This window comes from Serratia sp. BNK-10 (assembly GCF_047456065.1).
Lineage (GTDB): Bacteria > Pseudomonadota > Gammaproteobacteria > Enterobacterales > Enterobacteriaceae > Serratia > Serratia ureilytica.
The window spans coordinates 959,013-982,467 of record NZ_CP179894.1; the positions used below are offsets into that span (position 1 = coordinate 959,013).

Here is a 23,455-nt window from a genome sequence, read left to right on the forward strand (position 1 = left end):
CTGGGCCTATTTAAGATTGGCTGAACGGCAGACAGCAAAAAGCCCGCCGAAGCGGGCTTTTCTAAATATGGCTGGGGTGCCAGGATTCGAACCTGGGTATGCTGGTATCAGAAACCAGAGCCTTACCGCTTGGCGACACCCCAATTATGGTGGCTACGACGGGATTTGAACCTGTGACCCCATCATTATGAGTGATGTGCTCTAACCAGCTGAGCTACGTAGCCGATGTTACTTTTTACTTCTTTGATTTGCAAGCAGTTTGTTATGGCTGGGGTACCTGGATTCGAACCAGGGAATGCCGGTATCAAAAACCGGTGCCTTACCGCTTGGCGATACCCCACCTGCAAACAAATCTTATGTTGAAACCCCGTTCCCGAAAGAATATGGCTGGGGTACCTGGATTCGAACCAGGGAATGCCGGTATCAAAAACCGGTGCCTTACCGCTTGGCGATACCCCATCAACATACTGCGCCGACGATGAAGAGAAATGGTGCGGGAGGCGAGACTTGAACTCGCACACCTTGCGGCGCCAGAACCTAAATCTGGTGCGTCTACCAATTTCGCCACTCCCGCAAATACAAAAAAGAGATGGTGGCTACGACGGGATTCGAACCTGTGACCCCATCATTATGAGTGATGTGCTCTAACCAGCTGAGCTACGTAGCCCTCTTTTTTTTTGCTTTGCCTTCATCGGCGTTGCGGGGCGCATTATGCGTATATGACCGATTTGCGTCAACAAGTTTTTTCCCGAAAAAGCGCCCGGAAGCGCCGTTTGTCTGGGTTGTGAACATTATGGCGATAAAATCGGCAATTCAGGCAGTTGGCGGGCGGAAAAGGCAACAAAAAGGCGGGCCAAAAGGCCCGCCCGGGGGAAAATGCCGCGCGATTATTTATAGGCGGCCTGGTGCACGCCGACGGCGCGGCCGGAAGGATCGTCCATCTTCTTGAACGATTCATCCCACTCGATGGCCTTGGCGGACGAGCAGGCGACGGATGGGCCGCCCGGCACGCATTCGGCGGCGCTCGGCAGCGGGAACAGCTCCTCGAAGATTTCGCGGTACAGGTAGCCTTCTTTCGACGTCGGCGTGTTGTACGGGAAGCGGAAACGCGCGGTTTCGAGCTGTTGATCGCTAATTTGCTGCGCAGCCACCTCTTTTAGCGTGTCGATCCAGCTGTAGCCGACGCCGTCGGAGAACTGCTCTTTCTGGCGCCAGGCCACGCTGGCGGGCAAATAGGACTCGAAACATTCGCGAACGATGTGTTTTTCCATTTTGCCGTTGCCGCACATTTTATCTTTCGGGTTGATGCGCATCGCCACGTCGAGGAATTTCTTGTCCAGGAACGGCACGCGGGCTTCGACGCCCCAGGCGGACATCGCCTTGTTGGCGCGCGCGCAGTCGAACATGTGCAGCGCCAGCAGTTTGCGTACGGTCTCTTCGTGGAATTCGCGGGCGTCCGGCGCCTTATGGAAGTACAGGTAGCCACCGAACACTTCGTCCGCGCCTTCGCCGGAAAGCACCATCTTGATGCCCATCGCCTTGATTTTGCGTGACATCAGGTACATCGGCGTCGACGCGCGGATGGTGGTGACGTCATAGGTTTCGATGTGGTAAATCACGTCGCGGATGGCGTCCAGCCCTTCCTGCACGGTGAAGTGGATCTCATGGTGCACGGTGCCCAGATGGTTGGCCACCTCCTGCGCGGCGCGCAGATCCGGCGAGCCTTCCAGCCCGACGGCGAAGGAGTGCAGCTGCGGCCACCAGGCTTCGCTGCGTTCCTGATCTTCCACGCGGCGCGCGGCGTACTTCTTGGTGATCGCCGAAATGACCGAAGAATCCAGCCCGCCCGACAGCAGCACGCCGTAAGGCACGTCGGACATCAGGTGGCTTTTCACCGACTCTTCCAGCGCGGTGCGCAGGGCGGCGGCGTCGGTCACGTTGTCCTTGACGCTGTCGTAATCGAACCAGTCGCGGCGATAGTATTCTCGGATCTGGCCGTCCTGGCTCCACAGGTAGCTGCCGGCCGGGAATTCCTTGATGGTGCGGCACACCGGCACCAGCGCTTTCATTTCCGAGGCAACGTACAGGTTGCCGTGTTCGTCATGGCCCATGTACAGCGGGATGATGCCCAGGTGATCGCGGCCGATCAGGTAGGCGTCTTTTTCGGTGTCATACAGGGCAAAGGCGAACATGCCTTGCAGATCGTCGAGGAACTCCGGGCCTTTCTCCTGATACAGCGCCAGGATCACTTCACAGTCGGAGCCGGTCTGGAAGGCATAGCGGTCGCTCAGCTGTTGGCGCAGCGCCTGGTGGTTGTAAATTTCGCCGTTGACCGCCAGAACGTGGGTGTGCGCAGCGTTGTACAGCGGTTGAGCGCCGTTGTTGACGTCGACGATCGACAGGCGTTCGTGAGCCAGAATGGCTTTGTCGCTGGCGTAAACGCCGGACCAATCCGGGCCGCGGTGGCGCATCAGACGTGACAGCTCCAGCGCTTTCTTACGCAGTTCAACGGGATCGGACTTCAGATCGAGCACACCGAAAATAGAACACATACAACTCTCCTAACGGGCTTTTATGACTGTGATGTTGTTTTTACTGTTATGGGCAGCATTGCCGATTTATCAGCGATAACGCGGTTTTGCTGCGCTGTGGTTATGAAAATGCGCCAAAAGCTGCAGAGGATGCAAGCGTTTTAGCCATGCGCTGAGAAATAGTTGTTTGCGTAGCTGAGGTTTTTAACGGATTTGCAGTTATCGGCGTGAAAAATTATCGATTATGCAATTTTTAGCGTGATGGCGGGATTGCCGGCCAGTTTGACCGGCAATCGATTAGCGATTAGGCGATGAGCTGCCAGAGGGTGAACGCGGCATCCGGCGTCCAGCCGGCATTGGAGGTGTGCGCCTGAATACAGGTGTATTTCTTGCCTTTATAACTCACGACGTCGCCGGCTTTGTAGCTGTGGTTGTTCTGCCACTCGGGCGCGCCCGGATCGGGCGGCGTACCGTCATTGGCGGTTTTGACCGCCAGCGCGCTGCTCGGCAGGGAGGTATTGCCCAGGGTGTCGGTCGCGGTAACGAAGTAGCTGTACTGGGTTGCCGGCGTCAGACCGCTGTCGGCCAGCGACAGACCGGCGGTTTGGCCGATCGGGTTGCCGTTGCGGTAGACGGTGTAGCTGGCGATCGGTGAGGCGCCGGTGGCGGCGGCCCAGCTCAGTTTCAGCGAGGTGGCGCCCAGCTCGGCGACCGTCAGCGCCGTCGGCGCATTAGGCTTTCCCGGCGGCGGGGTGACGCCGCCCTGAATCAGCGGCGCATAGCGGGTTTTGAACTCCCAATTGTAGGCGACGCCGGCTTTGCTCTTGCCGTTATCCCAGTTGATTGACCAGGTCATCAGGCCCTTGATCGACAGGTTTTTGGCGTCGAGACGCGAGAAAGCGTTATACACCGCCTGTTTGTTGACCACGTAGCCGGTGGCGGCGGCATCGTTGTTGCTCGGCAGGCCGATGACGAATTTCGCCGCCGGGATCTTCGCATAGCCGCGGGTGCCGGTAACCAGGCTTTCCGTCAGGTAGTAGAGGAAGTCTTCTTTCATGGCGTCGTTATTCTGCGTGATCCAGGCATTGAGTTCATCCACCCAAATACCGTCGCCGCCCTGGTTATAATATTGCGGCGCGATAAAGTCGTAATAGCCTTCGAGGGCGTTAATATAATCCAGGTAGGTGCCGTTGGTGCGTAAATACGGGAATTCCGGCGCCATGCTGATAATAAAGTTTTTCCCCTGGGCGGCGTAATGGTCTTTTACTTTTTTCAGCGCCGCAGGCAAGACGGTTTTATTATTGGCGGCGCCGATCGCCGCCTGTTCCAGATCGATATCCAGGCCGTCGAAGCCATAGACTTCCACCAGGCGAATAATCTCGTCTTTCAGCTTGTCTTCGTCGCCGGTTTTCAGCTCGATATGCGCGTCTGCGCCGCCGAGGGAGATCAGCACCGCGCGGCCCTGGCTGTTCAGCACGCCCACCTGGCGGCGGAACTCGGCATCGGACAGGTTGTAAGGCTTGAAGGTCGGGATGCCCTGGCCTTTCATAAAGGCGACGGCCACCACGTTGTACTCGGCGGGAATGTCGGTCAGGTTCATATTGGTGAACTGGCCCTGCTGATAGCCGTCACTGGCGCCGGCGGCCCAGTTGTGCCAGAAACCCATCAGGATCTTTTTATTGGCGATAGACGGCATAATGGCCGCGTCATCGGCGGCGACGGCATTAATCGTGTTATTTGTGCTCATGGTAGCCTCATTCATTAGGGGTAAGAGTTTTTCGCTCGCCGGCAATATCAGCTATTGGCGGGGCGTAACGTTATAATGAGGATTTTTAACGCAGGCAGGCTGAAACCTTTTACGGCCATGAACGAATTAAATTCAAACTGACGCTGAGGGAGAAGGAAATAATGGCGGCCGGGCGGCCGCCATGGCCGCATCAGAAGATGGTGATATCGGCGACGGAAGGGTAGACGTAGCTCGGGCGGAACGGCATGGTTTCGATGTCGCTCAGCGTGGAGACGCCGGACAGCACCAGCACGGTTTCCAGGCCGGCCTGGAAGCCCGCCAGAATGTCGGTGCGCAGGTTATCGCCGACGATCACCGTCTCTTCCGAGTGCGCCTGCATTTTGTTCAGTGCGGCGCGAATGATCCACGGGCTGGGCTTGCCGACGTAAAACGGCTTGCGGCCGGTGATCTTCTCAATGGGGGCGCACAGCGCGCCACAGGCCGGCGAGAAGCCGTGGCCGTGACTATCCGGGTTGGTGGCGATAAAGCGCGCGCCGTTGCTCACGAAGTAGGCGGCTTTATGCATCATGTCCCAGTTGTAAGAGCGGGTTTCACCGACGATCACGAAGTCGGGGTTGATGTCGGTGATGGTAAAACCGGCTTTGTACAGCTCATGGATCAGGGCGCCTTCGCCGACCACATAGGCTTTTTTGCCTTCCTGACGGCGCAGGAAATCGGCGGTGGCCATCGCCGAGGTGTAGAACGCGCTCTCCGGCACTTCCAGCCCGGCGGCGGCGAAGCGGTTCGCCAGATCCTGCGCGGTCTGTGACGGGTAGTTGGTCAGCACCACCAGCGGCATGCCTTGTTCCTGGATGCGCGCCAGGAACAGGTCGGCGCCGGGCACCGGCGTATTGTCATGCAGCAGCACGCCGTCGATATCGCATATAACGTTTTTGATTTTCATTTGTCGCTGTTTCTCATGATTACGGCAGGCGAAGGGTGAAGATAACACGCCTGCCAGAAGCGGCGGATCAGCTTTCCAGCAATCGCTGCAAGAGCACGCCGTTGAGCATCGCGCGTTTGGCCAGGGCGAAAGCGCCGATCGCCGAGCGATGATTGAGTTCGGAGGTCACCACCGGCAGATTTTTGCGGAAGTCCTTCAGCACCTGGGTATTGATGCAGCTCTGGATCGCCGGCAGCAGCACCTTGTCCGCTTCGGTGATCTCACCGGCGATCACCACCTTCTGCGGATTGAACAGGTTGATGGCGATGGCCACCGCTTTGCCCAGATAGCGGCCTACGTGTTCGATCACTTCGCTGGCCAGCAGATCGCCGCGGTTGGCGGCCTTGCAGATGGCGTTGATGCCGCAGTCTTCCAGCGTCAGTTTGCTCGGATAGCCCTGGCTCAGCAGCTGGCGCACGCGCTGTTCGATCGCGGCGTTGGCGGCCACGGTTTCCAGGCAGCCGAAGTTGCCGCAGTGGCAGCGTTCACCCAGCGGATCGATCTGGATATGGCCGATCTCGCCGACGTTGCCGTTGTTGCCGAGAAAAATCTGCCCGTTGACGATGATGCCGGCGCCGGTGCCGCGGTGCAGGCGCACCAGAATCGAGTCTTCGCAGTCGCGGGTGGCGCCGAAGTAGTGCTCCGCCAGCGCCAGGCTGCGGATGTCGTGGCCGACGAAGCTGGTGACGTTAAAGCGCTGCTGCAGGTTGTCCACCAGCGCCCAATTGCTGACGCTGATGTGCGGCATGTAGCGCACCACGCCCAGCGCCGGATCCACCAGGCCGGGCAGGATCACCGCGATGGCGATCAGCTCGCGCAGGCGGCGCTGGTTAGCGTCGATGAATTGGGCGATGGCGGCGAACAGCGCATTCTCCAGCGTTTCTTGAGTGCGTTCCGGCAGCGGATAGTGTTCTTCGCTGAGCGACTTGCCGCTCATGTCATACAGGGTTATGGTGGCGTCGTGGCGGCCGAGACGCACCGCGACGGTATGGAAATGACGGGTTTCCGACACGATGGAGATCGCGCGGCGGCCGCCGGTGGAGGCCTGCTGATCGACTTCTTTGATCAGCCCGCGCTCCAGCAGCTGGCGAGTAATTTTGGTGACGCTGGCGGGGGCGAGCTGGCTGAGTTCGGCAATCTGAATGCGCGAGATCGGGCCCTGCTGGTCGATCAGGCGGTAAACTGCCGCGCCGTTAAGTTGTTTGACTAAGTCAACGTTCCCTATTTGTGCTTGTCCGCCAGTGCTCATCAATAATTTTACTCGCTGTTCATTGAATTAAACCTCGTTACCGTTAACGAGCGTTTTGGTGATCTTGAAATCACGGGTGAAGGCGGTCAGGTTAGCCACCTTGCCGGCTTCGAGGGTGCCCAGACGGTGATCGACGCCGATGGCGCGCGCCGGATACAGCGTCGCCATGCGCAGCGCTTCGTCCAGCGCGATACCGATATGCTCGACGCTGTTTCGCACCGCTTCGATCATGGTCAGCGCGGAACCGCTCAGGGTGCCGTTCTCATCCACGCACAGCCCATCCCGATAGTATATTGTTTTACCGGCGAAAATAAATTGGTCAATATCTGCACCCGCCGGTGCGGTGGCATCGGTGACCAAGACCAATTTATCACCTTTCAGGCGTTTGGCGTTACGGATACTCGCCCAGGCCACGTGATGGCCGTCGGCGATGATGCCGGTATAGACCTCCGGCGTATCGAAGATCGCCCCCATCAGCCCCGGTTCGCGGCCGGTGATATAAGGCATGGCGTTGTACAGGTGGGTGGCGAAGCTGATGCCGGCGGCGAAACCGGTGCGAGCCTGATCGTAGGTGGCGTTCGAGTGGCCGGCGGAGACTACGATGCCGGCCTCGGTCAGCTGCTTGATAAAGTGCGGTTCAACCATTTCCGGCGCCAGCGTCACCTTGGTGATCACGTCGGCGTTGGCGCACAGGTAATCGATCATTTCCTGGGTCGGCTTGCGAATGAACGCCGGATTGTGGGTGCCTTTTTTCACCGGGCTGAGGTATGGCCCTTCCAGGTGCAGGCCCAATGCCTGGTTTTGGTGCTTTTTCAGATAAGCGCGCATCACGTCGACGCTGTGCTTCATGAATTCGTCGCTGCTGGTGATCAGCGTCGGCAGATAGCTGGTGCAGCCGGATTTCTCGTTGGCGCGCTGCATGATCTCCAGCGTTTCTTCCGAGATCGCTTCCAGCGAATCGTTGAACTGTACGCCGCCGCAGCCGTTCAGCTGCACGTCGATAAGCCCGGGGGCCAGGATGGCGCCACCCAGGTCGCGCGTTTCGATGCCGGCGGGCAATTCAGCCGCCGGGCAGACTTTCTCGATCAGCCCATCAGCGATAATGACTGCATGGTCATCAAGTACGTCGTGGCCGGTATAGATTCGGCCGTGGGTTAAAGCGAACATCGTAGCCCCCTGCAAAGATTAAAGACTTTTAACGCTTTCCGCTTCTAACTCGCGGAAATATTTGACGGTTTTGACTTTCAGCTCCATGGTGGCCGGTTCGTCGCACACCACTACCGCTTTGGCGTGCAGCTGCAGACAGCTGATGGTCCACATGTGGTTGATATTGCCTTCCACTGCGGCTTCCAGCGCCTGCGCCTTGGCGTGGCCGGTGACCAGGATCATTACTTCTTCCGCGTCCAGCAGCGTGCCCACGCCGACGGTCAGCGCATATTTCGGCACCAGGCTGACGTCGCCGCCGAAGAAGCGCGAGTTGGCGATGCGGGTGTCTTCGGTCAGCGTTTTGATGCGGGTGCGCGAAGCCAGGGACGAAGCCGGCTCGTTGAACGCGATATGGCCGTCGATGCCCACGCCGCCCATGAACAGGTTAATTTTGCCGTAAGACTTGATCTTCTCTTCGTACTGGCGGCACTCGGCGTCGACATCCGCGGCGTTGCCGTTCAGCAGGTTGATATTTTCGCGAGGGATATCAACGTGATCAAAGAAGTTGCGGTACATGAAGGTGTGATAGCTTTCCGGGTGTTCCTGCGGCAGGCCAACGTACTCGTCCATGTTGAAAGTCACAACATGCTTAAAGCTTACTTCACCTGCTTTGTGCATCGCAATCAGATGTTTGTAGGCTTCCAGCGGCGTGCCGCCGGTGGGCAGGCCGAGAACAAACGGGCGCTCTGCGGTTGGCTTGAATGCGTTGATGCGTTGAACGATATGACGCGCGGCCCATTTGCCGACTTGTGCGGTATCTTTCAGTGGGATAAGTCTCATCTAACACCTCTTGGGATAAGTAAACTAAAGCTATACTGTACGGGCCTGCGGGAGTCGTAAGCGTAACCCAGCTTTATGATTCTCGCGTGAATCGTCCGTCCGGTTGATTTTTTGAATGATAAAATAAGTTTTGTGTGATGGCCAGCAATCTGGGAGGTAAAGACTACTTTTTGGTGATATTTATCACAAAAAGGGAGGTTTTAATTTGCGATACAAAATAAATTTTTTACACTCGGCATGAGTGATACGTGCCAAGCGCTGTTTCTAAAAAGGTAGTGAGAGCTCCAAATAAACTACTAATAGGGTCCGTCCGCGGACAACATAGGGGGAAAAGGTGAACATTCTTAGTTATTTGCAAAAGGTGGGACGGGCGCTGATGGTGCCGGTCGCCACGCTGCCCGCCGCCGCCATCTTGATGGGCGTCGGGTACTGGATTGACCCTGTTGGTTGGGGCGGCGACAACGCGCTCGCCGCTTTCTTCATTAAATCCGGCTCCGCTATCATCGACAACATGTCGGTGCTGTTCGCTATCGGCGTGGCCTACGGCATGTCCAAAGACAAGGACGGCGCCGCCGCGTTGACCGGCTTCGTCGGCTTCCTGGTGCTGACCACTCTCTGTTCGCCGGCCGCCGTGTCGATGATTCAGAAGATCCCGCTCGATCAGGTGCCCGCCGCGTTCGGCAAGATCCAGAACCAGTTCGTCGGTATTCTGGTGGGCATCATCTCCGCCGAAGTGTACAACCGCTTCAGCGGCGTCGAGCTGCCCAAGGCGCTGTCGTTCTTCAGCGGCCGCCGTTTGGTGCCGATCCTCATTTCCTTCCTGATGATCCTGGTGGCTTTCATCCTGATGTACATTTGGCCGGTGATCTTCAACGGTCTGGTGAACTTCGGTGAACACATTCAGAAAATGGGCTCGGTCGGCGCGGGCATTTACGCCTTCTTCAACCGCCTGCTGATCCCGGTCGGCCTGCACCACGCGCTGAACTCGGTGTTCTGGTTCGACGTGGCCGGCATCAACGATATTCCGAATTTCCTTGGCGGCCAGCAGTCGATCGAAGCCGGTAAAGCGGTTGTCGGCATCACCGGCCGTTATCAGGCGGGCTTCTTCCCGATCATGATGTTCGGTCTGCCGGGGGCGGCGCTGGCCATTTACCACTGCGCGCGTCCTGAGAACAAAGCCAAAGTGGCGGGCATCATGCTGGCGGCCGCTTTCGCCGCCTTCTTTACCGGTATTACCGAACCGCTGGAATTCTCCTTCATGTTCGTGGCGCCGGTGCTGTACGTGATCCACGCCGTGCTGACCGGTATCTCGGTGTTCATCGCCGCCAGCATGCATTGGATCGCCGGTTTCGGCTTCAGCGCCGGCCTGGTGGATATGGTGCTGTCGTCTCGCAACCCGCTGGCGACCCACTGGTACATGCTGATCCCGCAAGGCCTGGTGTTCTTCGTCATCTACTACGTGGTGTTCCGCTTCACCATCAAAAAATTCAACCTGATGACCCCGGGCCGCGAGCTGGCGGTTGCCGGTGACGAAACCGACGGCTACGACGTCAACGTCGACAGCAACGCCGGTAAAGACGAGAGCGAAACCACCACCCTGGCTCGTCGTTACGTCGGCGCGATCGGCGGTTCCGACAACCTGACCGGCATCGACGCCTGCATCACCCGCCTGCGTTTGAACGTGAAAGACTCCGCGCTGGTGAACGACGCATTGGCGAAACGCCTCGGCGCGTCGGGCGTTATCCGCCTGAACAAGCAGAGCGTGCAAGTGATCGTCGGCACCCGTGCCGAACTTATCGCCAGCGCAATGCGCAACGTGATTGCGGCCGGCCCGGTAGCGGCAGCGGCGGCCCCGGCGGCGGCGCCTGCCGCGGAAGCCAAACCGCAGGCGGTGCCGAACGCGCCGAAAGCCGCGTTTGAAACGCTGCTGGCGCCGGTGACCGGCGAAGTGGTGGCGCTCGAACAGGTGCCGGACGAAGCTTTCGCCAGCAAGGCGGTAGGCGATGGCCTGGCGATTCGCCCGACCGACAAGATCGTGGTGGCGCCGGCTGACGGCACCGTGGTGAAAATCTTCAATACCAACCACGCATTCTGCCTGGAAACCGACAAGGGCGCCGAGATCGTGGTGCACATGGGGATCGACACCGTCGCGCTGGAAGGCCAGGGCTTCAAACGCCTGGTGGAAGAGGGCGCGGAAGTGAAAGCCGGTCAACCGATTCTGGAACTGGATCTGGATTACCTGAATGCCAATGCGCGTTCGATGATAAGCCCGGTGGTAGTCAGCAACTCTGACGAGTACGCCGGCCTGGCGGCGCTGGCCAGCGGCTCTGTGGTCGCCGGTCAGACCAAGCTGTATGAGATCCAGAAATAAGGCTGTTTTTACCTGAGTAGTGCCTGGGGCCGAGCACGCATCATGGCGGAGTTTGCCCCGACTTGGCGGGAAGAGAGCGATCTCTTCCCGCTTTTTTTATCCCGTTTCGCCCCACGGCGGTGCGCCGCGCGCCGATGGTGCAACGCGCCGCATTTTTCATGAAACAAACGGTTGTTTCCAGACGTGGCTTGTTGGATCATAGGCGGTTATGTGTAGCGCTTTGCATTGAGGAACAGTGAAATGAGTGAGGCTGAAGCCCGCCCAACCAATTTTATCCGTCAGATCGTCGATGAAGATCTGGCGTCGGGGAAACACACGTCGGTACATACCCGTTTCCCGCCGGAGCCTAACGGCTATCTGCATATCGGCCACGCCAAGTCCATCTGCCTGAACTTCGGCATCGCCAAGGACTATCAGGGCCAGTGCAACCTGCGTTTCGACGACACCAACCCGGTGAAAGAAGACATCGAGTTCGTCGAGTCTATCAAGCACGACGTGGAGTGGCTGGGCTTTGAGTGGAGCGGCAACGTTCGTTACTCCTCAGACTATTTCGATCAGCTGCACCAGTATGCGGTGGAGCTTATCAGCAAAGGGCTGGCCTACGTCGACGAACTGTCGCCGGAGCAGATTCGTGAATACCGCGGCACCCTGACTGCGCCGGGCAAAGACAGCCCGTACCGCGGTCGCAGCGTGGAAGAGAACCTGGCGCTGTTCGAGAAGATGCGCAACGGCGAATTCGCCGAAGGCGCCGCCTGCCTGCGCGCCAAGATCGATATGGCTTCGCCGTTTATCGTGATGCGCGATCCGGTGCTGTACCGCATCAAGTTCGCCGAACACCACCAGACCGGCAATAAATGGTGCATCTACCCGATGTACGATTTCACCCACTGCATTTCCGATGCGCTGGAAGGGATCACCCATTCGCTGTGCACCCTGGAATTCCAGGATAACCGCCGTTTGTATGATTGGGTGCTGGATAACATCACCATTCCTTGCCACCCGCGCCAGTACGAGTTTTCGCGTCTCAACCTCGAATACGCCATCATGTCGAAGCGCAAGCTGCATCAGCTGGTGGCCGAGAAGATCGTCGAAGGTTGGGATGATCCGCGCATGCCGACCGTCTCCGGTCTGCGCCGCCGCGGTTATACTGCCGCCTCGATCCGCGAGTTCTGCCTGCGCATCGGCGTAACCAAGCAAGACAACAACGTCGAAATGGTGGCGCTGGAATCCTGCATCCGCGACGATCTGAACGAGAACGCGCCGCGCGCCATGGCGGTGCTGGATCCGGTGAAAATCGTCATCGAGAACATGGGCGATGCGGTGGAAATGGTCAGCATGCCTAACCACCCGAACAAGCCGGAAATGGGCAACCGCGATGTGCCGTTCAGCCGTGAGATCTATATCGATCGCGCCGACTTCCGCGAAGAAGCCAACAAGCAGTACAAGCGTCTGGTGTTGGGTAAGGAAGTGCGTCTGCGCAACGCGTACGTGATCAAGGCCGAGCGCGTCGAGAAAGATGAAGCCGGCGAGATCACCACCATCTTCTGCAGCTACGATGCGGAAACGCTGAGCAAAGATCCTGCCGACGGCCGCAAGGTGAAGGGCGTGATCCACTGGGTGTCTGCGGCGCACGCGCTGCCGGCGGAAATTCGCCTGTACGATCGCCTGTTCAGCGTGCCTAACCCGGGCGCGGCGGAGGACTTCCTCTCCACCATTAACCCGGAATCGCTGGTGATCAAGCACGGTTTCGTTGAGCCGAGTCTGGCGGCTGCACAGCCGGAGAAAGCCTATCAGTTCGAGCGTGAAGGCTACTTCTGCGCCGACAGCCATTACTCTTCGGCTGAGCACCTGGTGTTTAACCGCACCGTCGGTCTGCGTGACACCTGGGCAAAAATCGAAGGCTAATCTTAATCGCCTCGAAAATTAATGTATCAGCGCGGCTCAGGCCGCGCTTTTTTATGCCTGCTATTGAGTAAATCATCTATTCTCGCCACGTTTTTCCGGGCTGCGTTTAATTAACTGCGGTGCGTTAATCAATAAGTTTTCTTATATTGGGCTTAGTAGTCTTAATCTTTACTTATATATTCGTGATGCGAATTAATTTCATTTAGAGAGCGCTCTCAAATTTTATCTCCTGACTGACGGATTTAGTCAGGCTGAAACCATTAATCGTCTCTGGTTGACCTGGTATCCGTATTTATTCTGATTTAATTGAATTTTTTATTCGACACCTTCCATGAATGCCAGCGTAACAAATTATCACCGATATGTGCTCCTTGTCATACTTTGACAAATCTTCCGCATTTTTCATTTGATAATTCGCGTCGCGAAAAATAGTCTGTCTGTAGCAATTAGTGCTGTGGGAATAACATCTCGTCGGCAATATTTTTTACCCGTTCGGGTTTTTTATTGGCAGTCGTGCAGGGCAGTGGTGAACACAGGCGGCTGCAACTTTTAAGTTAAGTCAAAGAGGAATTTCAATATGGGTACGCACGGTGCTCAGCGTAAAACGCTGGCGCTCGCAGTCGCGGGCGCGCTGTTGGGAACAGGGTTTGCCATGGCGCCTGAGGCGAAAGCCGCAGGGTTTATCGAGGATTCCACGCTGACCGGCGGCATTTATTACTGGCAACGTGAGCGTGACCGTAAAGATCTCAATCCGGACAGCAAGGATTACAATCAATACACCACCAACCTGTCCCACTCTACCGCCAACCTGAGCCTGGATTTCGCGTCGGGCTACGCCTGGGACATGTTCGGTCTGGATGTCGGCACTTTTACCGCCATCGAACTGGCTGAATCCAGCGCCAGCGGTCACCCGAACGAAATCGCGTTCTCCTCGAAGAACCGTACCTACGACGAAGACTACTCCGGTGATAAGGGCGGTATCAGCCTGTACAAAGCCGCCGCCAAATTCAAATACGGCCCGGTCTGGGCGCGCGCCGGCTATATTCAGCCGAGCGGCCAAACCCTGCTGGCGCCGCACTGGAGCTTCATGCCGGGCACTTATCAGGGGGCTGAAGCCGGCGCCAAGTTCGACTACGGCGATGCCGGCGCGTTGAGCTTCTCCTACATGTGGGCCGACAAATACAAAGCGCCGTGGCATATCGAGATGGACGACTTCCGCCAGAACGATAAGAAAACCCGTGTCTCCTACCTGCACTCGCTGGGCGCCAAGTACGATTTCAAAAACGATCTGGTGCTGGAAGCCGCTTACGGCCAGGCCCAGGGGTACGTGAATCAGTACTTCACCAAGGCGTCTTACAAATTCGATCTGCTGGGCAACCCGCTGACCACCAGTTACCAGTTCTATGGCGCGGAAGACCGCATCAGCAACAAGAACGATCCGAACAGCATTTATGACGGCCTGGCCTGGCTGCAGGCGTTGACCTTCGGTTACACCACCGGCCAGTTCAACTGGCGTCTGGAAGGCACCATGGTCAAGGCGGAAGGCAATCAGGGCTTCTTCCTGCAACGTATGACCCCGACCTACGCCTCGTCAAACGGTCGCCTGGACGTGTGGTGGGATAACCGCTCCGACTTTAACGCCAACGGCGAGAAAGCGGTGTATGCCGGCGTGATGTATGACCTCAGCAACTGGAACCTGCCGGGCATGGCGGTCGGCGGCTCTTACGTTTACGCCTGGGACGCCAAGCCGAGCACCAACCCGATCTACGATCAGAGCCAGCGCCTGAAAGAGAGCGCCTGGAGTCTGGACGCGATGTACACCATCCAGGAAGGGCGAGCCAAGGGCACGCTGCTCAAGCTGCATTACACCCAGTATGACAACCACACCAACATTCCGAGCTGGGGCGGCGGTTACGGCAACATCTTCCAGGACGAGAAAGACGTCAAGTTCATGGTCATCGCGCCATTCACCATCTTCTGATGCGTTCCCCGGCCTTGCCGCCGGGGCAGTTAAGGGAATTCAACGATGAAAAAAATCATGCTGATGTTGGCGGCCGCTGCGGCGCTGAGCGCCTGTGCGCAACCCGCCGCGCCGTCGGAAGACGCCAAGTTGAAACAGGCTTACAGCGCCTGCATCAATACCGCGGAAGGCTCGCCGGAGCGTCTGCAGCCGTGCAAGGCGGTGCTGAACGTGCTGAAACAAGAGAAACAGCACCAGCAGTTCGCCGCGCAGGAAACGGTACGGGTGATGGATTATCAGAACTGCATTATGGCGGTTCACAGCGGTAACGGTCAGGCTTACGACGCCAAGTGCGGCAAGCTGTGGCAAGAAATTCGCGATAACAATAATTAAGAAGGACGAGAAGATGAACGCATTCAAACTGAGCGCACTGGCCGCCTTGACGGCAACGATGGGATTCCTGGGCGGCATGGGGAGCGCCATGGCCGATCAACAGCTGGTGGATCAGCTGAGCCAACTGAAGCTGAACGTGAAAATGCTGGATAACCGCGCCGGGGAAAACGGCGTGGATTGCGCGGCGCTGGGCGCAGACTGGGCCTCATGCAACCGGGTGTTGTTCACCCTGAGCAACGACGGGCAGGCGATCGACGGCAAAGACTGGATCATTTATTTCCACAGCCCGCGCCAGACTCTGCGGGTAGACAACGATCAGTTCAAGATCGCTCACCTCACCGGCGATCTGTACAAGCTGGAGCCGACCGCCAAATTCAGCGGTTTCCCGGCCGGTAAGGCGGTGGAAATCCCGGTGGTCGCCGAATACTGGCAGCTGTTCAGAAACGACTTCCTGCCCCGCTGGTATGCCACGTCCGGCGACGCCAAGCCGAAAATGCTGGCGAATACCGACACCGAAAATCTGGATCAGTTTGTGGCGCCGTTTACCGGCGATCAGTGGAAGCGCACCAAGGACGACAAAAATATTTTGATGACGCCGGCTTCGCGTTTTGTCAGCAACGCCGATCTGCAGACGCTGCCCGCCGGCGCGCTGCGCGGCCAGATCGTGCCGACGCCGATGCAGGTGAAAGTGCACGCGCAGGACGCCGATCTGCGCAAAGGGGTATCGCCGGATCTGAGCACGTTGGTCAAGCCGGCGGCGGATGTCGTCAACCAGCGTTTCGCGCTGCTGGGCGTGCCGGTTCAGGCCAACGGTTACCCGATCAAGACCGACATCCAGCCGGGCAAGTTTAAAGGCGCGATGGCGGTGCCGGGCGCTTATGAGCTGAAGATCGGCAAGAAAGAGGCGCGGGTGATCGGCTTCGATCAGGCCGGGGTGTTCTACGGGTTGCAGTCTATCCTGTCGTTAGTGCCGACCGACGGCAGCGGCAAGATCGCCACGCTCGACGCCAGCGATGCGCCGCGCTTCCAGTATCGCGGCATTTTCCTCGACGTGGCGCGCAACTTCCATAAGAAGGATGCGGTGCTGCGCCTGCTGGATCAGATGGCGGCTTACAAGCTCAACAAATTCCACTTCCACCTGAGCGATGACGAAGGTTGGCGTATCGAAATTCCCGGCTTGCCTGAGTTGACGGAAGTCGGCGGCCAGCGCTGCCACGATCTGAGCGAAACCACCTGCCTGCTGCCGCAGTACGGCCAGGGGCCGGATGTCTACGGCGGTTTCTTCACTCGTCAGGACTACATCGACATCATCAAATACGCCCAGGCGCGCCAGATTGAGGTGATCCCGGAGATTGACATGCCGGCGCACGCCCGCGCGGCGGTGGTCTCGATGGAAGCGCGCTACAAGAAACTGCATGCCGCCGGCAAAGAGCAGGAGGCCAACGAGTTCCGCCTGGTGGATCCGACCGATACCTCCAATACCACCTCGGTGCAGTTCTTTAACCGTCAGAGTTACCTGAACCCGTGCCTGGATTCCTCCCAGCGCTTTGTCGACAAGGTGATTGGCGAGATTGCCCAGATGCATAAAGAAGCCGGCCAGCCGATTAAGACCTGGCACTTTGGCGGCGACGAAGCGAAAAACATCCGCCTGGGCGCCGGCTACACCGACAAGGCGAAACCGGAACCGGGTAAAGGCATCATTGACCAGAGCAATGAAGACAAGCCGTGGGCCAAGTCTCAGGTGTGCCAGGTGATGATCAAAGAGGGCAAAGTGGCCGACATGGAGCACCTGCCGAGCTACTTCGGCCAAGAGGTCAGCAAGCTGGTGAAGGCGCACGGCATCGACAGAATGCAGGCCTGGCAAGACGGCCTGAAGGACGCCGAGAGTTCGAAGGCGTTCGCCACCTCGCGCGTGGGGGTCAACTTCTGGGACACCCTGTACTGGGGCGGTTTCGACAGCGTCAACGATTGGGCCAACAAAGGGTATGAAGTGGTGGTCTCCAACCCGGACTACGTCTATATGGACTTCCCTTACGAGGTGAACCCGGACGAGCGCGGTTACTACTGGGGCACCCGCTTCAGCGACGAGCGCAAGGTGTTCAGCTTCGCGCCGGACAACATGCCACAGAACGCGGAAACCTCGGTTGACCGAGACGGCAACCACTTCAACGCCAAGAGCGACAAGCCGTGGCCGGGGGCATATGGACTTTCCGCTCAGCTGTGGAGCGAAACCCAGCGCACCGACCCGCAGATGGAATACATGATCTTCCCACGCGCGCTGTCGGTGGCGGAGCGCGCCTGGCATCGCGCCGGTTGGGAGCAGGACTATCGCGCTGGCCGCGAATACAAAGGCGGGGAAACCCACTTTGTCGATACCAAGACGCTGGAGAAAGATTGGCTGCGCTTCGCCAATATTCTGGGCCAGCGTGAACTGGCCAAGCTGGACAAAGGCGGCGTGGCTTATCGTCTGCCGGTGCCGGGCGCTCGCGTGGCGGGCGGCAAGCTGGAGGCGAATATCGCGCTGCCGGGGTTGGGCATCGAGTACTCCACCGACGGCGGTAAGCAGTGGCAGCGCTATGATGCCAAGGCTAAACCTGCGGTCTCCGGCGAAGTACAGGTGCGCTCGGTCAGCCCGGACGGCAAACGCTACAGCCGTGCCGAAAAGGTCTAAGAAGGGCGGTGCGGCTCGCAGTTTTGGCGGCGGGCCGCATCATAACGAAGGGGGAATGCGTTCGCCCGCGCGTGTCGGCGCGGGGCGGACGTTGTAGTGAGAGTAGTGCGTGGAGTCGCTGTGCCGCTGCAATTGTGGTATTTCATGACATGATTTTCCCCGGCTGGTCCGGGGATTTTTTTTCCCGTTGTACGGCGGGCATAAAAAAACCGCCTCAAGGTGAGGCGGTTTTTCTTAGCCGGTCAGGGCTTATTTCTTGTCGTGCAGCGTTTCGTCTTCGCGACAGTCACCGGTTTCACAGTGGCCGTACAGGTACAGACTGTGGTTGGTGAGCTTGATGCCGTGCTGCTTGGCGATGTCACGCTGGCGCACTTCGATGGATTCGTCGCTGAATTCGATCACTTTGCCGCAATCCAGGCAAATCAGGTGATCGTGGTGATGCTGTTGGGTCAGCTCGAACACGGACTTGCCGCCTTCGAAATTGTGACGTGTCACAATGCCCGCATCGTCAAACTGGTTCAGTACGCGATAAACCGTCGCCAGCCCGATCTCTTCGCCCATATCAATCAGTTTTTTGTACAAATCTTCCGCACTGACGTGATGGCATTCCGGATTTTGCAGTACTTCCAGGATTTTGAGTCGCGGAAGCGTGACTTTTAAGCCGGCCTTCTTCAATGCGATGTTGTTGTCGGTCATGCGAATTCAGTCCTGTTACTATGCTAATCAAGTTGAGGCGTACTCGCCTGTGGCATCGGTCGGCACAAAGAGTTAATGCGTCTCATTATAGAACCGGTTGTACTAAATGGAAACCGCCGGTTGTTAACAAAGATATAATTGCACTATTGCATGTTTTGCATGCAACGCCTTGATGGATGGGATAAACCGATATCTCAGTCTACCGTGACGGGGTGGGAAGTTACAAATCTGTAGCTTCTATCGCAGCAATCCCTGTTGCCGATGACGGCCCTGTCGGCACACTATGCACTTTACAGGGCCTTTGTTCAACCTTTCGCCAGTCCCGGCGTTTAGCCGACGATATCGGCCAGGCTCAGCTCTTCGACGATCTGTTTGACCCAGGCGTCGACACGCTCGTTGGTCAGCTCCGGCTGACGGTCTTCGTCGATCGCCAGACCGATGAAGTGGTTGTCGTCGGCCAGGCCTTTGGAAGCTTCGAAGTGGTAGCCTTTGGTCGGCCAGTGGCCCACGATGGCCGCGCCGCGCGGTTCGATGATGTCGCGGATGGTGCCCATCGCGTCACAGAAATATTCCGCGTAGTCTTCCTGGTCGCCGCAACCGAACAGCGCCACCAGTTTGCCGTTGAAATCGACTTCTTCCAGCGTCGGGAAGAAATCGTCCCAGTCACACTGCGCTTCACCGTAGTACCAGGTCGGGATGCCCAGCAGCAGGATATCGAACCCTTCCAGGTCTTCTTTGCTGCTTTTAGCGATGTCATGCACTTCAGAGACGTCGTCGCCAAACTGTTTCTGGAGAATTTTCTGGATCATTTTGGCAATGTTTTCGGTATTGCCAGTGTCGCTGCCAAAGAAAATGCCTACAGTAGCCATATCGCGTATAACCTTTAAATTCAAGTAATTGCATTACTCGATGCCAGCACTGCCGCCGCTGACGCCGATTAAAATGATGCCATGGCAAGAGCCGTTCGCCGCGGGGGGCGGGGCGCCGACAGGCGCAGTCTCTTACCGGTAAATGCGTATCATGCCAGAAAGTGGCGCCGGGGTTTTATCGCATTTATGCGATGCCGGAGATGAAGAAAAGCGTGCCGATCCGGCGTTGTCCTTAACGCCGCGCCGCGCGTGCGGCCGAAGAGATCAATGTTCCGGCTGTTCTTCCGCCAGTTGCGCCAACAGCATCTGCTCGATGAGCTCGCTGCGGCTGATGTTGCGCTGTTCCGCCAGTTTGTTCAGGGCGTCCACCGCATCCGCGTTGATTTTCAGCTCTACGCGCCGCAATCCACGCACTTTATCGCGCCGTAACTGATTGCGCTTATTGATTCTAAGCTGTTCATCGCGGGAAAGCGGGTTGGTTTTTGGGCGCCCCGGACGGCGTTCATCTGCGAACAGATCCAGCGTCGTGCGATCCGTTTGTTCTTTTGCCATAGGTAGCGGTACTGCAAGGGAGTTTGCATCAAAAAGCGCTCGCACGCTTCCGGAGGCATCGGTTAACACACTTCGGGCCAATAAACCCTAACCCAAATTCACCCCCGACCCGGCGTTCGCGAACGCGCTGGCGCGGCGGCAAAATTATAGCGCGCCATATTACCCCAGCAGATGGAGCGGCGACAATGCCTAACTGCGGGCTAAACGCGCTAAGCCGTTATCTTTAGCGCGTTTTTTCACCAGGTGAGCGTATTTTTCAGGCTTCGTCGAGGAAACGGTGGATGGCGCGCAGCACCGCCTCCGGTTTTTCGGCGTGCACCCAATGGCCGGTGCCGGCAACGACGTGCGCGCGGGCCTGCGGGAACTGGCGGGCGATGTCCGCACGGTAGCTGTCCTGCACGTACGGCGACAGGCCGCCGCGAATGAACAGGGTCGGGTGCGGCCAGGCCGGCACGTCCTGCCAGCCGGTGATGTCATCATAGCGTTCAATCAGCACCGGCAGGTTGAAGCGCCATTCGCCGTTATGGAAGGATTTCAGCAGGAACTGGATGACGCCTTCTTCCTGCAGGTAATCACGCATCAGCTGGGCGGCGGCCTGGCGCTGGGTGATGCCGGCGGCGCTGACGGCCTTCAGGGCGGCGAAAATCTCGTCGTGACGTCGGGTCTGGTAATTCACCGGCGCGACGTCGATGACGATCAGCTTGGCGACGCGCTCGGGCGCGATGGCGGTCAGCGCCATCGCCGCTTTGCCGCCCATCGAATGGCCGATGACGATCGCTTTCTCAAGCCGCAGTTCGTCGAGCAGCTCCAGCAGATCCTGCGCCATCGCGGGGTAGTTCATCTCGTCGGCGCGCGGGGAGAGGCCGTGGTTGCGCAGATCGACCTTAATTACGCTGTGACGCTGATGCAGATCGCGCGCCAGCACGCCCAGGTTGTCCAGATTGCCGAACAGCCCGTGGATCAGCAGCACCGGCAGCGCGTCTGACTCGGCGGCCAGCAGTTGATAATGTAATTTCATGGCGAAGTTCATACTGAGAGAGATTCAGATTAGGGTATCATGATTGAATCGCACGATGAATCATGCGGAATTTTCGCGGCGCGGGCTTGGCAGTGCCGGCTATAGGTATTAGTCTGCATTTGCCGTCCGGAGGCACATTGTTGTGTTCGCCCCAGCGCTTTTAACCTTATAATCCCATGGCTTGAATGCAGGATCTGGCTTCAGGTTCTAAGTAGAAAAAACAGTATTGGATAAAGATGAAAACTATTGAAGTCGACGAAGAGCTTTACCGTTATATTGCCAGCCACACGCAACACATCGGTGAAAGCGCGTCCGATATTTTACGCCGCATGTTGAAATTCACCGCCGGTCAGCCGATGCGCGCGTTGCCTGCCGCCAGTGCGTCGCCGTCCGTCGAACCGGAAAAAGCGGCGCCGGTTCAGCGCCCGCGCGATCGCGTACGCGCCGTGCGTGAACTGCTGCTGTCGGATGAATACGCCGAGCAGAACAAAGCGGTCAACCGTTTCATGCTGGTGCTGTCCACGCTGTATACCCTCGATGCCGCCGGTTTTGCCGCCGCCACCGAGGCGTTGACCGGCCGTACCCGCACCTATTTCGCCGGCGATCAGCAGACCCTGCTGGCCAACGGCACGCATACCAAGCCGAAGCATGTGCCGGGCACCCCTTACTGGGTGATCACCAATACCAATACCGGCCGCAAACGCAGCATGATCGAACACATCATGCAGGCGATGCAGTTCCCGGCGGAACTGATCGAGAAAGTTTGCGGTACCGTCTAATTTAGCGAACAGCCCGTCATGATGGCCGTGCGCGACGTATTTGCCCGGTCACCGACAGGGATGAGGGAGATATGTCGATGGCGAATAATCCACGTGCCGGGCAGCCCGCCCGTCAAAGCGATCTGATCAACGTAGCCCAGCTGACGTCGCAGTACTATGTGCTGCAACCGGAAGCCGGCAATGCCGCACATGCGGTGAAGTTTGGCACCTCCGGCCACCGCGGCAGCGCGCAGCGCCACAGCTTCAACGAAGCGCACATCCTCGCCATCGCTCAGGCGATCGCCGAAGTTCGTCATCAGCAGGGCACCACCGGCCCGTGCTACGTGGGCAAAGACACCCATGCGCTGTCCGAGCCGGCCTTTATTTCCGTGCTGGAAGTGCTGACCGCCAACGGCGTTGATGTGATCGTGCAGGAAAACAACGGCTTCACGCCAACGCCGGCGGTATCGCACGCCATTTTGTGCCACAACCGCCGCGGCGGCGCGCAGGCCGACGGCATCGTCATTACGCCGTCCCACAATCCGCCGGAAGACGGCGGCATCAAATACAATCCGCCGAACGGCGGCCCGGCTGACACCAACCTGACGTCGGTGATCGAAAAGCGCGCCAACGAACTGCTGGCGCAGCAGCTGAAAGGCGTGCAGCGTCAGTCGCTGGACAAGGCCTGGAACAGTGGCCACCTGCACGCCAAAGATCTGGTGCAGCCTTACGTCGAAGGGCTGGTGGAGGTGGTCGACATGCCGGCCATCCAACGCGCCGGCCTGAAGCTGGGCGTGGATCCGCTCGGCGGTTCCGGCATCGCCTATTGGCAGCGGGTGGCGGAACACTACAAGCTGGATTTGACGCTGGTGAACGATTCCATCGATCAGACGTTCCGCTTTATGCACCTGGATCACGACGGCATCATCCGCATGGACTGCTCGTCGGAGTCGGCGATGGCCGGCCTGCTGGCGCTGCGCGACAAATTCGATTTGGCGTTCGCCAACGATCCGGATTACGACCGCCACGGCATCGTCACGCCGAAGGGGCTGATGAACCCGAACCACTATCTGGCGGTAGCCATCAACTACCTGTTCCAGCATCGCCCGCAGTGGGGCGCCGATGTTGCGGTAGGTAAAACGCTGGTGTCCAGCGCGATGATCGATCGCGTGGTGGCCGATCTGGGCCGCAAGCTGGTGGAAGTGCCGGTCGGCTTCAAGTGGTTCGTGGACGGTCTGTTCGACGGCAGCCTGGGCTTTGGCGGCGAAGAGAGCGCCGGGGCTTCGTTCCTGCGCTTCAACGGCCAGCCGTGGTCGACCGACAAAGACGGCATCATCATGTGCCTGCTGGCGGCTGAAATCACCGCGGTAACCGGTGAGAACCCGCAGCATCACTATGACGATCTGGCCAAGCGCTTCGGCGCGCCAAGCTACAACCGCATCCAGGCGCCGGCAACCCATGCACAGAAAGCGGCGCTGTCCAAGCTGTCGCCGGAGATGGTCAAGGCCAGTACGCTGGGCGGGGACCCGATCACCGCACGTCTGACCGCAGCGCCGGGCAACGGCGCGTCGATCGGCGGCCTGAAAGTGATGACCGACAACGGTTGGTTCGCGGCTCGTCCTTCCGGCACCGAAGAGGCTTACAAGATCTACTGCGAGAGCTTCCTCGGGGCGGAGCACCGCGAGAAGATTGAGCACGAAGCGGTCGAGATCGTCAGCGAAGTGCTGGCTTCCGCCAAGTAATCACTTTTCTTGATTGATAAAAAGC

General features: G+C 58.2%; 17 protein-coding genes and 6 tRNA genes. 7 read left to right on the top strand and 16 right to left on the bottom strand.

Features of this window, described 5'->3' with window-relative positions:
• Positions 1–68: 68 nt before the first annotated feature.
• From ACMGG9_RS04605 to nagB, 12 genes are all read right to left on the bottom strand, one after another.
• Positions 69–143, bottom strand: a tRNA-Gln gene (locus tag ACMGG9_RS04605).
• A gap of 4 nt (positions 144–147) precedes the next feature.
• A tRNA-Met gene (locus tag ACMGG9_RS04610) sits at positions 148–224 on the bottom strand.
• Between the two features lie 41 nt (positions 225–265).
• Positions 266–340: transfer RNA gene (locus tag ACMGG9_RS04615), tRNA-Gln, on the bottom strand.
• Between the two features lie 44 nt (positions 341–384).
• Positions 385–459 (bottom strand) — tRNA-Gln (locus ACMGG9_RS04620).
• Positions 460–489: 30 nt separating this feature from the next.
• Positions 490–574, bottom strand: a tRNA-Leu gene (locus tag ACMGG9_RS04625).
• 16 nt (positions 575–590) lie between these two features.
• Positions 591–667, bottom strand: a tRNA-Met gene (locus ACMGG9_RS04630).
• A 220-nt stretch (positions 668–887) separates the two neighbouring features.
• On the bottom strand, positions 888–2,552 hold the full coding sequence (gene asnB, locus ACMGG9_RS04635) for an asparagine synthase B (protein ID WP_033642171.1): 1,665 nt from the start codon (positions 2,550–2,552) through the stop codon (positions 888–890).
• 283 nt (positions 2,553–2,835) lie between these two features.
• Positions 2,836–4,278, bottom strand: coding sequence for a carbohydrate-binding protein (locus ACMGG9_RS04640; protein WP_046686571.1), 1,443 nt, complete (start codon positions 4,276–4,278; stop codon positions 2,836–2,838).
• A gap of 190 nt (positions 4,279–4,468) precedes the next feature.
• Positions 4,469–5,221 (bottom strand): HAD-IIA family hydrolase, encoded by a 753-nt coding sequence (locus ACMGG9_RS04645; protein WP_004939957.1) that lies wholly within the window; start codon positions 5,219–5,221, stop codon positions 4,469–4,471.
• Between the two features lie 67 nt (positions 5,222–5,288).
• Positions 5,289–6,509: a DNA-binding transcriptional regulator NagC gene (nagC, locus tag ACMGG9_RS04650; protein ID WP_019454064.1), complete on the bottom strand. Its 1,221-nt coding sequence runs from the start codon at positions 6,507–6,509 to the stop codon at positions 5,289–5,291.
• A 27-nt stretch (positions 6,510–6,536) separates the two neighbouring features.
• On the bottom strand, positions 6,537–7,676 hold the full coding sequence (gene nagA / locus ACMGG9_RS04655) for an N-acetylglucosamine-6-phosphate deacetylase (RefSeq protein ID WP_033642173.1): 1,140 nt from the start codon (positions 7,674–7,676) through the stop codon (positions 6,537–6,539).
• Between the two features lie 18 nt (positions 7,677–7,694).
• Complete coding sequence (nagB, locus tag ACMGG9_RS04660; RefSeq protein ID WP_004939952.1) at positions 7,695–8,495, bottom strand: glucosamine-6-phosphate deaminase; 801 nt, start codon at positions 8,493–8,495, stop codon at positions 7,695–7,697.
• A gap of 334 nt (positions 8,496–8,829) precedes the next feature.
• Here nagB and nagE point away from each other — a divergent pair, with 334 nt between their 5' ends.
• The 5 genes from nagE (at position 8,830) to ACMGG9_RS04685 (ending at position 17,795) form a co-directional block, all read left to right on the top strand.
• Positions 8,830–10,866 carry an N-acetylglucosamine-specific PTS transporter subunit IIBC gene (gene nagE / locus ACMGG9_RS04665; protein ID WP_164057453.1) on the top strand — a complete coding sequence of 679 codons (2,037 nt, stop codon included), beginning with the start codon at positions 8,830–8,832 and terminating at the stop codon, positions 10,864–10,866.
• A 240-nt stretch (positions 10,867–11,106) separates the two neighbouring features.
• Positions 11,107–12,771 carry a glutamine--tRNA ligase gene (glnS, locus tag ACMGG9_RS04670; protein WP_033642175.1) on the top strand — a complete coding sequence of 555 codons (1,665 nt, stop codon included), beginning with the start codon at positions 11,107–11,109 and terminating at the stop codon, positions 12,769–12,771.
• 577 nt (positions 12,772–13,348) lie between these two features.
• Positions 13,349–14,752 (top strand): chitoporin ChiP, encoded by a 1,404-nt coding sequence (chiP, locus tag ACMGG9_RS04675; protein WP_033642176.1) that lies wholly within the window; start codon positions 13,349–13,351, stop codon positions 14,750–14,752.
• 45 nt (positions 14,753–14,797) lie between these two features.
• Positions 14,798–15,124, top strand: coding sequence for a ChiQ/YbfN family lipoprotein (gene chiQ, locus ACMGG9_RS04680; RefSeq protein WP_164057452.1), 327 nt, complete (start codon positions 14,798–14,800; stop codon positions 15,122–15,124).
• A gap of 13 nt (positions 15,125–15,137) precedes the next feature.
• Positions 15,138–17,795 (top strand): beta-N-acetylhexosaminidase, encoded by a 2,658-nt coding sequence (locus tag ACMGG9_RS04685; protein WP_047572350.1) that lies wholly within the window; start codon positions 15,138–15,140, stop codon positions 17,793–17,795.
• 249 nt (positions 17,796–18,044) lie between these two features.
• Here the strand turns inward: ACMGG9_RS04685 and fur are convergent, their stop codons facing one another.
• From fur to ybfF, 4 genes are all read right to left on the bottom strand, one after another.
• Positions 18,045–18,491 (bottom strand): ferric iron uptake transcriptional regulator, encoded by a 447-nt coding sequence (gene fur, locus ACMGG9_RS04690; protein ID WP_019454058.1) that lies wholly within the window; start codon positions 18,489–18,491, stop codon positions 18,045–18,047.
• A gap of 329 nt (positions 18,492–18,820) precedes the next feature.
• Positions 18,821–19,360, bottom strand: coding sequence for a flavodoxin FldA (gene fldA / locus ACMGG9_RS04695; RefSeq protein ID WP_004939938.1), 540 nt, complete (start codon positions 19,358–19,360; stop codon positions 18,821–18,823).
• A 264-nt stretch (positions 19,361–19,624) separates the two neighbouring features.
• Entirely contained in the window at positions 19,625–19,912 is a 288-nt protein-coding gene (ybfE, locus tag ACMGG9_RS04700) for a LexA regulated protein (RefSeq protein WP_004939936.1), read from the bottom strand.
• Between the two features lie 256 nt (positions 19,913–20,168).
• Positions 20,169–20,942, bottom strand: a complete 774-nt coding sequence (gene ybfF, locus ACMGG9_RS04705) for an esterase (protein ID WP_080273370.1) — start codon at positions 20,940–20,942, stop codon at positions 20,169–20,171.
• 224 nt (positions 20,943–21,166) lie between these two features.
• Here ybfF and seqA point away from each other — a divergent pair, with 224 nt between their 5' ends.
• Both seqA and pgm read left to right on the top strand, forming a co-directional pair.
• Positions 21,167–21,709, top strand: coding sequence for a replication initiation negative regulator SeqA (gene seqA / locus ACMGG9_RS04710; RefSeq protein WP_047025699.1), 543 nt, complete (start codon positions 21,167–21,169; stop codon positions 21,707–21,709).
• A 77-nt stretch (positions 21,710–21,786) separates the two neighbouring features.
• Positions 21,787–23,430 carry a phosphoglucomutase (alpha-D-glucose-1,6-bisphosphate-dependent) gene (gene pgm / locus ACMGG9_RS04715; protein ID WP_033638690.1) on the top strand — a complete coding sequence of 548 codons (1,644 nt, stop codon included), beginning with the start codon at positions 21,787–21,789 and terminating at the stop codon, positions 23,428–23,430.
• Positions 23,431–23,455 lie beyond the last annotated feature (25 nt).

Excerpts from the sequence above, each read along its gene's own strand:
- fldA (WP_004939938.1), bottom strand. The coding sequence starts at position 19,360 with ATGGCTACTGTAGGCATTTTCTTTGGCAGCGACACTGGCAATACCGAA.
- seqA (WP_047025699.1), top strand. The coding sequence starts at position 21,167 with ATGAAAACTATTGAAGTCGACGAAGAGCTTTACCGTTATATTGCCAGC.
- pgm (WP_033638690.1), top strand. The coding sequence starts at position 21,787 with ATGGCGAATAATCCACGTGCCGGGCAGCCCGCCCGTCAAAGCGATCTG.
- glnS (WP_033642175.1), top strand. The coding sequence starts at position 11,107 with ATGAGTGAGGCTGAAGCCCGCCCAACCAATTTTATCCGTCAGATCGTC.
- fur (WP_019454058.1), bottom strand. The coding sequence starts at position 18,491 with ATGACCGACAACAACATCGCATTGAAGAAGGCCGGCTTAAAAGTCACG.
- asnB (WP_033642171.1), bottom strand. The coding sequence starts at position 2,552 with ATGTGTTCTATTTTCGGTGTGCTCGATCTGAAGTCCGATCCCGTTGAA.
- ACMGG9_RS04645 (WP_004939957.1), bottom strand. The coding sequence starts at position 5,221 with ATGAAAATCAAAAACGTTATATGCGATATCGACGGCGTGCTGCTGCAT.
- ACMGG9_RS04640 (WP_046686571.1), bottom strand. The coding sequence starts at position 4,278 with ATGAGCACAAATAACACGATTAATGCCGTCGCCGCCGATGACGCGGCC.
- nagB (WP_004939952.1), bottom strand. The coding sequence starts at position 8,495 with ATGAGACTTATCCCACTGAAAGATACCGCACAAGTCGGCAAATGGGCC.
- chiP (WP_033642176.1), top strand. The coding sequence starts at position 13,349 with ATGGGTACGCACGGTGCTCAGCGTAAAACGCTGGCGCTCGCAGTCGCG.
- nagA (WP_033642173.1), bottom strand. The coding sequence starts at position 7,676 with ATGTTCGCTTTAACCCACGGCCGAATCTATACCGGCCACGACGTACTT.
- nagC (WP_019454064.1), bottom strand. The coding sequence starts at position 6,509 with ATGAGCACTGGCGGACAAGCACAAATAGGGAACGTTGACTTAGTCAAA.
- chiQ (WP_164057452.1), top strand. The coding sequence starts at position 14,798 with ATGAAAAAAATCATGCTGATGTTGGCGGCCGCTGCGGCGCTGAGCGCC.
- ACMGG9_RS04685 (WP_047572350.1), top strand. The coding sequence starts at position 15,138 with ATGAACGCATTCAAACTGAGCGCACTGGCCGCCTTGACGGCAACGATG.
- ybfE (WP_004939936.1), bottom strand. The coding sequence starts at position 19,912 with ATGGCAAAAGAACAAACGGATCGCACGACGCTGGATCTGTTCGCAGAT.
- ybfF (WP_080273370.1), bottom strand. The coding sequence starts at position 20,942 with ATGAACTTCGCCATGAAATTACATTATCAACTGCTGGCCGCCGAGTCA.